The sequence below is a fragment of the Pseudomonas argentinensis genome, from assembly GCF_001839655.2.
Classification (GTDB): Bacteria; Pseudomonadota; Gammaproteobacteria; order Pseudomonadales; family Pseudomonadaceae; genus Aquipseudomonas; species Aquipseudomonas argentinensis_B.
On sequence record NZ_CP056087.1, the window covers coordinates 4,310,811 to 4,323,341 of the forward strand.

General features: G+C 65.7%; 10 protein-coding genes. 4 read left to right on the forward strand and 6 right to left on the reverse strand.

What is annotated here, in order from left to right:
- Positions 1-286: 286 nt before the first annotated feature.
- Positions 287-1,201 carry a LysR substrate-binding domain-containing protein gene (locus tag SA190iCDA_RS19470; protein ID WP_070885671.1) on the reverse strand — a complete coding sequence of 305 codons (915 nt, stop codon included), beginning with the start codon at positions 1,199-1,201 and terminating at the stop codon, positions 287-289.
- A gap of 110 nt (positions 1,202-1,311) precedes the next feature.
- Between SA190iCDA_RS19470 and SA190iCDA_RS19475 the strand changes: the two genes are divergently transcribed.
- Positions 1,312-2,058: a sulfite exporter TauE/SafE family protein gene (locus SA190iCDA_RS19475; protein ID WP_070885672.1), complete on the forward strand. Its 747-nt coding sequence runs from the start codon at positions 1,312-1,314 to the stop codon at positions 2,056-2,058.
- 14 nt (positions 2,059-2,072) lie between these two features.
- On the opposite strand, the gene SA190iCDA_RS19480 is transcribed toward SA190iCDA_RS19475, so the two are convergent.
- From SA190iCDA_RS19480 to SA190iCDA_RS19500, 5 genes are all read right to left on the reverse strand, one after another.
- A complete protein-coding gene (locus SA190iCDA_RS19480; RefSeq protein ID WP_070885673.1) occupies positions 2,073-2,879 on the reverse strand; it encodes an energy transducer TonB in 807 nt (268 codons plus the stop codon).
- A 1-nt stretch (position 2,880) separates the two neighbouring features.
- On the reverse strand, positions 2,881-3,324 hold the full coding sequence (gene tolR / locus SA190iCDA_RS19485) for a protein TolR (RefSeq protein ID WP_070885674.1): 444 nt from the start codon (positions 3,322-3,324) through the stop codon (positions 2,881-2,883).
- 13 nt (positions 3,325-3,337) lie between these two features.
- On the reverse strand, positions 3,338-4,054 hold the full coding sequence (gene tolQ, locus SA190iCDA_RS19490) for a protein TolQ (protein ID WP_070885675.1): 717 nt from the start codon (positions 4,052-4,054) through the stop codon (positions 3,338-3,340).
- 89 nt (positions 4,055-4,143) lie between these two features.
- Positions 4,144-6,057, reverse strand: coding sequence for a phytase (locus tag SA190iCDA_RS19495; protein WP_070885676.1), 1,914 nt, complete (start codon positions 6,055-6,057; stop codon positions 4,144-4,146).
- A gap of 80 nt (positions 6,058-6,137) precedes the next feature.
- A complete protein-coding gene (locus SA190iCDA_RS19500) occupies positions 6,138-8,612 on the reverse strand; it encodes a TonB-dependent receptor (protein WP_070885677.1) in 2,475 nt (824 codons plus the stop codon).
- A 436-nt stretch (positions 8,613-9,048) separates the two neighbouring features.
- Between SA190iCDA_RS19500 and SA190iCDA_RS19505 the strand changes: the two genes are divergently transcribed.
- The 3 genes from SA190iCDA_RS19505 (at position 9,049) to SA190iCDA_RS19515 (ending at position 12,469) form a co-directional block, all read left to right on the forward strand.
- On the forward strand, positions 9,049-10,449 hold the full coding sequence (locus tag SA190iCDA_RS19505; protein ID WP_070885678.1) for a purple acid phosphatase family protein: 1,401 nt from the start codon (positions 9,049-9,051) through the stop codon (positions 10,447-10,449).
- A 71-nt stretch (positions 10,450-10,520) separates the two neighbouring features.
- Positions 10,521-11,435 carry a GGDEF domain-containing protein gene (locus tag SA190iCDA_RS19510; protein WP_070885679.1) on the forward strand — a complete coding sequence of 305 codons (915 nt, stop codon included), beginning with the start codon at positions 10,521-10,523 and terminating at the stop codon, positions 11,433-11,435.
- The gene (locus tag SA190iCDA_RS19515; protein ID WP_070885680.1) at positions 11,432-12,469 is read left to right on the forward strand and encodes an AraC family transcriptional regulator ligand-binding domain-containing protein; all 1,038 of its coding nucleotides are present in this window, start codon (positions 11,432-11,434) and stop codon (positions 12,467-12,469) included. Before SA190iCDA_RS19510 ends, SA190iCDA_RS19515 begins: the two co-directional genes overlap by 4 nt.
- The last annotated feature ends 62 nt before the right edge of the window (positions 12,470-12,531 follow it).

Sequence of the window (12,531 nt, forward strand, 5' to 3'; positions counted from 1 at the left end):
GGAGCGCGCCAGTGCTTGCCTCCGGATCTCTATGGATCTATGCAGGCAGCACCTTTCTCTGGCCGCATTCACAGCCACATCGTCAGCGTGATCTGCGGGGCCTGCTGCGCTGCGGTAACTCGCTGAGTGCGGCGTTCAGCTACTAGTGATCGTCGGCAAGATCAAGCGCGTCGAGCTCAGGGGCCTCGAGCCTGAGGCCAACGACGCGCCGGCCACGCCACTGGCCAAGTCACACGCTGACGGTTGCCGTGGTGGTCATCCCATCGCCGGGATAGCCACCTGTGGCTCAACGATTGATCACGCCGCCCGGCGACACGGGCCCGCCACCCAGATGGGCGAGCAGGCTGCGCATCGGCCTCGACAGCTGGTTCCAGTCCCTGAAACACAGGCACAGTTCGCGCCGGGCCCAGGCATCGTCGAGGGCGATCACCTTGAGGCCGTAGCGGCGCCTGTGCAGCCGGGCGATGCCTTGGGGCAGGATGCCGAGGCCGATGCCATGGGCGACCATCTGACAAAGCGCTTCGAAGCCGTTCATGCGGATGCGCAGGTCCAGTGGTCGACCGGCCAGCCGCGCCTGCTCGTTGATGTGATCCTGCAGCGCACTGGCCTGGCCCAGCCCCACGAACGCCTCGCCCAGCACCTCGGCGAACGGCAGGGTGCCGCGTTGCGCGAGGGGGTGCCCCGGAGCGGCGATCAACACCAGATGATCCCTGGCCACCGGTTGCAGCTGCACGCCCTCGGCGCTGACCGCACTGGACACGATGCCCGCCTCGGCCAGGCCGCAGGCCAGGTTGCGCACGATATCCACGCTGGTACGCTCCTTGAGCTCGATATGCAGGCGTGGCCGTTCGGCCAGCCAGGGCGCCAGCCGGCCCGGCAGGAACAGCGTCAGCGCGGCGGTATTGGCATACAGATCGAGGGAGCCCCGCGCCCCTGCCGCATAGTCCTGCAGCTCGTCGTTCAAGGCTTGCTGTTGGCGCAACATCAGCCGGGCGTGATGGGCCAACGCCTCACCGGCCTCGGTGGTGATCACACCGCGCGGGCGCCGCTCCAGCAAGGTCACCCCGACGGCCCCTTCCATCTTGCGCAGCCGTTCGCTGGCAGACGCCAGGGCGAGGTTGGCCCGTGCCGCGCCCGCGGTGATGCTGCCGGCATCGGCGATGCACAGAAACAGCTGAAGATCCGCCAGGTCGAGTCGCATCGGGGCCTCTCTTCCTCTGGTTTTTCCGAAGGCTGCACTGAGTTTTCCGCATTGTGCCGGGTGCCGGGAGCGGCTTCAATTGCACCAACCACTCAATCGAGCCCTCGCCCATGCACGACGCCACGTTCTACCTGCTGTTTCTTATCGGCACCTTCCTGGCAGCGGGGCTGGTCAAGGGCGTGACCGGTATGGGCCTGCCGACCGTGGCCATGGGCCTGCTGGGCACGCTGATGGCGCCTGCGGCGGCGGCGGCGATCCTGATCATCCCCTCCTTCGTGACCAACCTCTGGCAGCTGTTTGGCGGCCCTGCACTCGGGCCCCTGCTGCGCCGCCTGTGGCCGATGATGCTATGCATCGTGCTCGGCACGCTCGCGGCTTCGACCTTGCTGGTGGTGGCCAATCCGCTCTGGTCGGGGTTCTGGCTGGGCATCGCGTTGATCGCCTACGCGCTCTACGCACTGCTCGCGCCAGCATTCCGCATGGCGGCGCGGCTGGAGCGTTGGGCATCTCCGGTGGTGGGGTTGGCAACGGGTGTGATGACCGGCGCGACCGGCGTATTCGTGATGCCGGCGGTGCCCTACCTGGGCTCGCTGAACCTCAGCCGCGACGAGCTGGTGCAGGCCCTGGGCCTGTCCTTCAGCGTGTCCACCCTGGCGCTCGCCATCGGGCTCTACTGGCACGGCGCGCTTCAAGTCAGCCAACTCGGTACCTCGGCCGCGGCCATCGTCCCGGCGCTGCTTGGCATGTGGCTGGGCCAACGGCTGCGCGCGCAGATCAGCCCCGTGCGCTTTCGTCAGTGCTTCATGGCGTTCCTGATCCTGCTCGGCCTCGAACTGGCCTCGCGGCCGTTGTTCTGAAGCGATAGCCGCGCTCACTGTATCCGGTAGCTGAAGGTGTTCTTCACATTGGCCACCGCCACCGCCTGGCCATTGACCACGCGAGGTTGGTAGCGGAAGGTTTTTGCAGCCGCCAGCGAGGCTTTGACGAACATGGGGTGGCAGCTGCCCACCACCTGCGGGTCTTCAACGCGGCCGGCGGCAGTGACCGTGTAGGCAACGGTGCATTCGCCCTCGATCTTGCGCTCCAGGGCGCGCGCGGGGTAATCCGGTGCCTGCTTGGCGATGGGCAGGTACTGGCGGCTGGCAGCCTCCGCCTCGGCACCTGCAGCCGCGGCGGCTGCGGCATTTGCCGCAGCCTGGCGCTCGGTTTCGGCCTGACGGGCCCGGGCCAGTTGCTGCTCCCTCAACGCCTGCCGCTGCTGCTCCTCACGGGCCAGACGTTCCTCACGTAGCGCTTGCTCACGCTGCTGGCGCTCGCGCTGCACCTGGCGGGCTTTTTCCCGACGTTCCTGCTCCACCCGCTTGAAGGCGAGATCGGCCTGCTCGACAACCGGCGCCCGGGCCACCGGCTCAGGTTCCGGCACCGGGACAGGCGCTGGTGCAGGTGGCTCGGCAAGCACCGGCACAACCGGCGCTACCACGGGCGCCGGCAAGGTGATCAACTGGGTGGTGAGCACCGCAGAAACCGGTGCCGGCATCGGCGCCTGGTGGGACAGGTTGAGCAGTACGTAGGCCAGGCCGGCATGTAGGGCCAACGCCACCCCGAAGGCAAAACCGTGTTCACGCCAGGCTGGCCAGACGAAACGGGATGCGGGTATTTCCAGGGTCAGACCGTTCATCTCAAGGCGCCTCGGTGATCAGGCCCAGGCGACTGACACCGCCACGCTGCAGTTCGGCGATGCCGGTCACCACCGATGCGTAGTCGGCGTTCTGGTCGGCGCGCACGTACACCTTGGTATCCGGGCTGGCGGCGACCAGGGCGGCGATCTTCTCGCGCATCTCGTTCTTGTCCACCGCGCTGTCGGTCTGCGCCTCGACGTTCACCTCGCTGCCCAGGTTCCAGTAGAAGCTGCCGTCCTCCTTCACCGACAGGGTGACGATGCGCTGCTCACCCGGCGTTGGCAGCGCCTCGGCCGCCACCTTGGGCAATTCGATCTGCACGCCCTGGACCAGCATCGGCGCGGTGACCATGAAGATCACCAGCAGCACCAGCATCACGTCGATATAGGGCACCACATTCATCTCGGCCTTCAGGCCATGCTTGTGCTTCGGTCGAACCAGCATTGCGCTCTCCTCCTCAGGCTGCCGCGGCCATGCTCGGCGCCGCGCCGTTCAGGCGACGGTGCAGGCGGCCCTGCAACTCGTTGCCAAAGGCGTAGTAACGGGCGATCAGCGTCTGGCTACGCGCCGAGAAACGGTTATAGGCCATCACCGCTGGAATCGCTGCGAACAGACCGATGGCGGTGGCGATCAGTGCTTCGGCGATGCCCGGGGCGACGGTGGACAGCGTGGCCTGCTGCACCTGGGACAGGCCCAGGAAAGAATTCATGATCCCCCACACGGTACCGAACAGGCCGATATAGGGGCTCACCGAGCCGACCGTCGCGAGAAATGGCAGGCCCTTCTCCAGGCGTTCTTCCTGCTCGGCGATGGCCACAGCCAGGCTGCGCTCGACACCGTCGAGCACCGCTTCCGGGCTGTTGCCGGCATGGGGTTGCAGCTGGCTGAAGCTCTGGTAGCCGGCCAGAAAGATGCGTTGCAGGGCGGCCTCGGCCGGCAGGTCCTGCTGGCTGCCTTCGCGATACAGGCCACCGATCTCGTCGGTACGAAAGCGCTTGAGAAAGGCTTTGGCCAGTTGCTCGCTACGCCGCAGCACGGCGCCGCGCTGGACGATCAGGTACCAGCTGGCCAGCGAGGCCAGCACCAGGCAAAGCATCACTGCCTGCACGACGATGCTGGCTTCGCTGATCAGGCCCCAGACGGTCATGTGTTCGAGGTGGGCTTGGTTTTGCATCACGGATTTCCTTCAGTTGCTCGAGCCCGTGGGCTCACATTGGAAGACCAGCACGTTGCGCACTGATGACAGGCGCAACGCCATTCGTCTCACTCCAGGTCCAACGCGGCAGCGACCGCCGTCCAGGGCACGTACTTGTAGTTCTGGTTGCCTTCGGGCATGCGCTTGCGGCCGTCCTGCACCACCAGCAGGCCGGCGCTCCAGGGCCCGCCGAGGCTGGCCGAGGTGACGTCCAGACCGTCGGTCTCCGATGCGCCGTCGATACCCAGCGCGGCGTTCAGGCCAATGCGAAAACTGCCGCGCAGGCGGTACGGTGCCTGCGCCTCGACCACCACGTAGCTGTCGTTGCCCTGGCTGGAGATCACCAGGTAATCGCGCTGCTCGCCGTGGTAGAGCGCCATGCCCTCGATGTCGTCCTTGACCGGGCCACCGACGGCGATCACCTGATCGAAGGTGGTCGGCGCCTCGGCGCGCGCATCCAGCGCCCACACAGCGACGTCTTCCTCACCGATGTACAGGCGCTCATTACGGTCATCGGCCACACAACCCTCGGGCTGGGTCTCGGTCTTGAAGCGACGCACCAGCTGACCGCTGGCCTTGCCGTTCACACTGCCCAGGCGGTACTGCAGGAAGCTGCCGTCCTTGTCGTTGACGATGGCATGGATGGCGCCCTGGCGATCCTTGAACAGGCACAAGCCGTAGATCTCCGCGAGCGGCGTGGCGATCTGACCGATGTCGGCGAGCACGCCGCTGGCAGGGTCGATGGCGAACAGATGCAGGCTGTTGTGATCGCGGTTGCTGGCCACGGCCAGATCGACCTGGCGTTCGCCCAGCTGGAAGCCGGGGCGCACGTCGACGTTGTTCAGGCGACCGACGCGCAGGCTCTGCACCTGCTTGCCGGCGAGGTTGTAGGCGAGCAGGCCGCCCTTCTTGTCGGTGCCCAGCACACGGCTGCGTTCGGGGTGCGCGCGGTCAATCCAGATCGCCGGATCGTCCGCCGCATCGCCAAGGCTGGGCACGCCATCGGTCTGCACCAGGGGCGCGAGCACCGGGATGCTCGGCTGTGGTTCGCTGCGCCGAGGCATCCAGTTCAGCGAGGCGCTGCGCGCGCCTGCGTCGTCGACCAGCAACAGATCGAGCCCCTGCGAAGTCACGCGGGCGCTGACCTGCTCCGGCTCATCGAGGCCCGCCAGGCTGACCACACCGGCGCGCTGCCACTGCGAGGCGCTGCGCTGATACAGGTGCAGGTTGGCAGCACCGGCATCGACCAGCAGCAGCGCATCCGGCGATACCGCCATGCCGGTGGCCTTCTGGCGCAACTCACCGAAGGGTGCGACCAGCGCCACTGGCTCACGCACCAGTGGCGCTTCCGCACCGGCGTCATAGCGCCACAGCCCCACGTTTTCTTCGTTCACGTAAAGGCTCTCGCTGCGGTCATCGACCTGGCAGAAACCGCTCTGCGGCGGCAGGCTCAGGGTTCGCACCCGGCCCGGTTCGGCCAGCGGGCGCCCCTGCTCGGCCACCAGCCACTGCTCGCCGGTGCCCTCTTCGCCAACCAGGAACAGGAAGTCGTTGCGCGCACTGTCGCGGTACAGGCACAGGCCTTCGATGGCGAAACGGGTTTTCGGCAGATAACGCGGCGCGCTCCACTGCCGCGCGGAGTCGAGGCGCGTCAGCAGCGCCTGCTGGCGTTTGCGGTCGAGACTGGCAACCAGCACGCCATCGGAATCGACACGATGATCGAGGGTCTCGAAGCGGCCCGGCAGTTCGCTGAGAATCTGGCCGTCGCGACCGATCACCTGCAAACCGCTATGCGCCACCTGCAGGCGCTGGGCGTCGGCGAGAAACGCCAGCGGCGCCAGCCACTGAGTGCTTTCAGTGGCGACCACGGTAGCGCCGATCGTCAGCGTCGGAGCGGCTACAGCGGGCGTGCGCCGCTCACCGCTCTGGCAGGCGGCCAGGGCAACGCAGAGTCCCAACAGGGACAAGTTGAAAAGACGCATGGAAGAAGGATGTCCTGAAATCGAAAGGTGACAGGCCGATCGCGGGCATGGCCCGCGAGGCGTATGGGCGGGTCGCGCGGTCAGAAGTGCGTGAGGGTCAGGCCAACCTTGTAGGTCGGGCCGTATTCCTCGTATTGGGCGTTGTAGCCATGGCGCCCGGTGTACACGTAGTAGGACTCGTCGGTGATGTTCTGCGCCTCGAAGGTCAGCTGCAGTTCTGGGCTGATGAAGTAGCCGGCCTTGAAATCGACGAACAGCTGATCATCGACGTACAGGTCGTTGCGCTTGTCCTCGACCGAACCGATCTCGTACAGGTAGCTGGACTTGTAGTTGGCCGCCACGCGCAGGTTGAAGCGATCGTTCTCCCAGCCGACCATGAGGTTACCGACGGTGTCGGACTGGTTCGGCAGGTCGATGGAGCGCTTGGCGCCTTGCCCATCAATGGTCGCGTCGGATTTGCTCAGGGTCAGGTTGGCGCCCAGCAGCACGCCGTTCCACGGTGCCGGCAGCCAGTCGAACTTCTGCGAGTAGGCCAGCTCGACGCCGTACAGCTTGGCGCCACCGCCGTTCTCGAAGCTCAGCGCCTCGTCGAAATCCGCCCAGGCACCGCTGCCGGCCAGGTCGGTGTTGTAGATGAAGTTGTCGATGTCCTTGTAGAACAGGAACCCCGAGACCACGCCGGCACGGCCCATGTGGTGTTCGATGCCAAGATCGAAATTCATCGACTCCAGAGGCTTGAGATCGGGGTTACCGAACGACGCATCGCCGCCGTCAATGGCGAAGCCCGGTGCCAATTGGCCGAAGGTCGGGCGCACCACGGTGTTGGTCCATGCGGCGCGCACCGCGGTGGAGGGCGACAGTTGATACCGCCCATGCAGGCCTGGCAGCCAATGGTCGTAGCGATTCTTGCTGTGACTGTCCTCGTAGACGCCATCACGCAGGCCAGTGCCCTTGGCCTCGAACTCGGTGCCCTCGTAACGCAGGCCGGCGATGAAGCGCCAGTCATCTACATCCAGGGTGTTCATCAGGTAGGCCGCGTTGATGTCCTCGCGCATGTCGAAGTCGTTGATGCGAGAGTTTTCCTCGTCGTAGAACTCGCTGCGATCCAAGCCGCCAATCAGATCTTTGATCGCGCCGGCGCTGATACCGTTGCCGAAGTTGCCCAAGGAATAGTCGACGTTGCCGCTCTGCACGCCGCCCAGGTCGATGCCGCCAAAATCGTCGTAGACCCACACCTCGGTGTCGCTGGTCTTGTCGCGACGGCTGAGCTTGCCGCCGAACTTCACCTGAGCAGCGTTGCCAGCCAGGTCGTAGTCGCGGGCCAGATCCAGGCGGATGTTCTTTTCCTGATCCTTGCCGCTGACCTTCTCCCATTCCACCTCGTCGAGCTCGAAGGACGCCGGGTCATAGAACCCGCTGCCCACGCTCAGGTGCGGCTTGCGTGTGCCATCGAAGCCGACATCGGTGAAATCACCGACGAACTTCGCCCCGGCGATGCCGCCCGGGTCCTTCTCGGTGGCCTGGCTGTAGCCCGCCTGGCCGCTGACCGTCCACAGCTCGATCATGCGTTCGCCGCCGAACACATAGGACTGGATCTCCTGGGTATCCTGGCGCGATTTCAGGTCGCGCCAGCCCTCGGCGTCACCGCGCTCGCCCGAGGCCTGGGCATCGGCGAACTCGACCCCAGCGGCGTTGCGCGTCTCGGTGTCCTTGAACTTGCTGTACAGGGTACGCAGGTAGTAGTTGGAGTAGTCGTCGGGCTGGTAGTCGAAGTTCAGGCCAAAGCCGGTACGTTCACGGGTGATCTCGTAATCACGCTGCTCGACTTCCCCTAGCCGGGCACCATCGTCGAAATCCCAGGCGCCGCCGGTCTCGACGTTCTCCGAGCCGAACTTGCGCTTCTGCCAGCTGAACGCCGCCGCTACGCCGAAGTTGTCGGTGCCGTCGCCGAGGCTGAAACGGTCGCTGATGGCACCGGAGAACTTGGGGCTGTTCTTGCTGACGTTGGTGTCGTGGCTGCCCTCGCCGGACAAGGTGTAGAACAGGCCGTCATGGTCGAAGGCCGAAAGGCTTTCCACCTCGATGGTGCCGCCCAGGGAGTTGGCATCCATGTCCGGGGTCAGGCTCTTGACCACCGACAGGGACTGCACCAGCTCGGCGGGCAGCACATCCAGCGCCACCGCGCGGCGGTCACCTTCCGGCGCCGGCACCAGGGTGCCGTTGATGGTCACGCTGTTCAGATCAGGAGCGATGCCACGCACGCTGACGAAGCGGCCCTCGCCTTGGTCGCGTTCTACCGACAGGCCCGGAATGCGCTGCAGAGCTTCGGCGGCGTTATCATCCGGTAACTGGCCGACGCCGTCGGCATGCACCACACTCTTGATGCTGTCGGCGCTCTTCTGTTCGCGCAGCGCCTTGTCGATGCTGGCGGCCTGGCCGATCACCTCGACGCGCTCGATGACTTCCTCTGCCCAGGCCGGCGCTGCGCTGATGGCGATGGTCAGCAAGCTGATGCGAAAACCGGCGTTGCGGCTATGACGAAATGGCTTTGCCACCTTGACTCCCTCGTTCGATGACCCTGGCGACACCAGGCAATGGCAGCGAAAGCTAGAAATCCTTTGTGGCACTTGCGTGACAGGCTCGGCGGCCAAGGGGTTGAACACACGGTTTTATGGCCTAAGGCCGGGTGATTTGAGCTGAATTGACCTCCCCGGCACGCCAGGAAGATATCTGCCAACCCGATTTCACCCAACCGCAGAAACGGACATTAGCCGCAGCAAGACCCTGCTGCCGATCCGCCATGCGCCTGGCTATGGAGGCTCCCGACTGGTAGACGCCTGGCTCACCAACGCTTGATTCAGCCTGAAAAATTTGCCCTTTGCTGCAGCGATGACCTGAGCCGAATCGACCCCCAGCTGGTAACCGAACCGTCATACGCCTTTGTTTCCTTGGCGCCCCAACGCACCTCAGCCTTACCCAAGGAAACCGCTCATGCATCGCCCCCTGCTGCTGGCCACGTTACTGGCCACCGCCCTGACCTGCTCCCCGTGCTTTGCTCAACAGCCCGTACCGCATTCGCCCGGCCAGCCCTACGCCGCCGGTAAACTGGCCGACCGCATCGTGCTGACTCCGGGTGCCGACGCCGCCACGCAGATGGCCGTCAGCTTTCGCACCGACCTGCAGCAAGGCACTGCCCAACTGGAATTCGGCCCAGCGCTGGCCGGGCCGCAGTTGACCCTCAAGGCGCTGCCACGCAGTGGTCAGACCCGCCGACTGGACGCCGAGAACGGCCCCTCCAACTACCACCAGGTTCGCCTGGAGCAGCTGACCCCCGACACCGCCTACGTCTACCGGGTCAAGGGCAGCGCCGGCTGGAGCGAGTGGCATCAGTTCCGCACCGCCAGGCAAACCTTCGCGCCATTCACCTTCCTGTACCTGGGCGATACCCAGAACGACATCCTCGCCGTGGCTTCGCGCACCATTCGCCAGGCACTGCGCAGCGTCGCCCGCCCGGCGCTGGTGGTGCACGCCGGCGATCTGGTCGCCTCGCGGGACGAGCTGGCTCATGACGACGAATGGGGCGAGTGGAACCAGGCCGGCGGCTGGGCCTATGCCGCCATCCCGCAACTGGTGGCCGCCGGCAACCACGAGTACATCGACACCCTGCTGGCCGACGGCAGCGAGAGCCGCGCCCTGGGCGAGCACTTCCCTGCCCAGTTCGCCCTGCCGCGCAACGGCGCCGAGGGCGTGGCCGATACCAGCTACGTCAGCGACTACCAGGGCGTGCGTTTCGTGGTGCTGGACGGCACCTCGGCGCTCGACCTCGGCACCCTCGAGAACCAGACCCGCTGGCTGGAAAACGCCCTGAAGACCAGCCAGGCGACCTGGAACCTGGTGGTCATGCACCAGCCGATCTACACCTGCGCGCGCCCCGAGGACACCGAAGAGCTGAAGGCCGCCTGGCAACCGCTGTTGGAGCGCTACAAGGTCGACCTGGTGCTGCAGGGCCACGACCATTGCTACAGCCGCCTGACCCACGCCGCCGGCCGCAATGCCACGCTCCAGGCGCAACAGGCCAAACAGCCCATCGGCCCGGTGTACCTGGTCTCGGTGACCGGGTCGAAGATGTATGGCCTCAACGACCGCGCCCATACCCAGCCCGACCGCAGCGCCGAGGACACCCAGCTGTTCCAGACCATCGCGGTGGAACAGAATCGCCTCAGCGTGCGCACCCACACCGCCGACGACCGCCTGTACGACGCCTTCGATATCCAGCGCGACGCCAAGGGCAACAACTACCTGCACGAACCGAAGCTGGAGAAACCGGCCGAACGCTTCTGCAACGCCGAGCGCGGCCCCGATGGCCTGCCCTGCAGCGCGCGGGACAAATGACCGTCATCGTTCTGAGACATTGCCCCGGCATGCTCGGCAGCGCCCACAGGCGGCGCTGCGAGGAGAATCCCATGAAGTCGTTGCTGAAACTGCACGCCGTGACCCTGACCGGGCTGGTGCTGGCCGCCAATGCCGGCCTGCTGGTCTACCTGGCCGCCGGCGATATCAAGCGCTGGGCCGAGATCAACTGGATGGACGTGGCCGGCGAAGGCGGCACCTGCCTGATTCTCTGTGGCTGGTTGGTCATGCTGCTGCGCGGTCGCCCGGCCGGCCGTGTTACCCGCCTGCTGTCGCTGGGGCTGTGCTTCATCGCCTTCTCGATGTGGATGGATTGCCTGGACGAATTCATCCGCCTGCCCGCCGAGGCGATCTGGGACAACTGGCTGGAAACCGCGCCCATGCCCGTGGGCATGCTGTTGCTGACCCTGGGCATGTATCACCTGCAGCAGGAACAGCGCGCCATCAGCGAGCAAATGCGCAAGCGCGAGCAGCGGCTTCGCGACCATCGCCTGTTCGACAAACTCACCCCGCTGTCGGGCGCCCAGTACCTGCGCCAGTACCTGCAACAGGCCTTGGTGCAGGCACGAACCGAACAGCAGCCGCTGTCGGTGGTGGCCATCGACCTGGACGACTTCAGCCTGATCAACCAGCGCTACGGTCAGGACGAAGGCGATCAGGTGCTGCAGGCCGTCGCCCAGTTGCTCCTGCTCAACCTGCGCCAGCAGGACATGCTCTGCAGGCTGGCCGGCGACCGCTTCGTTGCCGTGCTGCCCAACACGGGCGAGCACCAGGCACTGAGCATGGCGGGTGAATTGCGCCAGAGCATCGCCAACCTCGCCCATCGCAGCCAGCACCACGGCGAACGCCTTCAGCTACGCGCTACGGTGGCCGCGGTCATGGCCCTGGATGAAGACGAAGCGCAACTGCTCAAGCGCCTCAACCTGGCACTGGCCTGTGCCAAACCGCGCCTGGCACGCAGCGCATGAGCGCCGCAGGTTACGAGCGCGACAGCCGCTTCATCGCCGCTCACCATCTGCCCGCTGTATTGATCGACCTGGCGCGCTCACGTGGTATCGACACCCATCACCTGCTACGGGGTTGCGAGCTTTTCTATGACGACATCGTCACCGGCCAGGCACGGATCAGCCCCGGGCAGTTTCTGCGCCTGATCGCCAACGCACAGAAACTGCTGAATGCGGCGGATACCAGCTTTTTGTTCGGCCAGCGTCTGTGGCCCGGTCATTACGGCGCCGGTAGCCATCTGCTGGAACAGGCCGATCACCTGTTGCAGGCATTGGAGGATCTCTCTACCTACCGCGCCCTGCTGTCGCCACTGCTCACGCCCGTGCTGCACCTCGACGACCGCTACCTGCACCTGTATTGGCGCGACAGCTGCGGCGCCGCCGAGCGATTACCCTTTCTGCTCGAAGCGAGCATGACCGCAGTAGTCGCCCTTGCCCGCCGTCAGCAGAACGAACGCCTGCCGTGGCGCTTCCAGTTCGCCTACGCCGAACCAAACCATGTCGAGCAATACTGGGTGCACCTGGGCGATGCACTGAGCTTCGACCACCCTTCGACGGTCATGAGCCTGCCCCGCGAATACCTGCTGCGCCCCTGGCCGAATGGCGGCGCCACGGGCGCGCGGGTCGCCCGCCAGGCCTGCAACGAGCAGCTGCAACACTGGGGCTGGCAGCACAGCCTGCTCGACGAACTGCATGGCCACCTCAGCGCCCATATCCGTCAGCCGCTAAGCCTGGAGCGCGTCGCCGGCGCATTCGCCACCAGCCCGGCCACGCTCAAGCGCAAGCTCGGCAAACACGGCACCCACTTCCAGGAGCAGCTCGACCTGGCGCGTCGCGATCTGGCGCTTTACCTCTATCAGGTCAAGGGCTACAACAATGATGAAGTGGCGCAGCGGCTGGGCTTCAACGACATCACCAACTTCCGCCGCTCGTTCAAGCGCTGGACGGGTCGCGTGCCCAGCGATCTGGCCGCCTTCGCACTGCATGGCAAGGCTTGACCCGGCCGCCTACCCTATCGGTGAGCATCCATAGCCCGCCGGGCAACCTACATCCGTAGCCA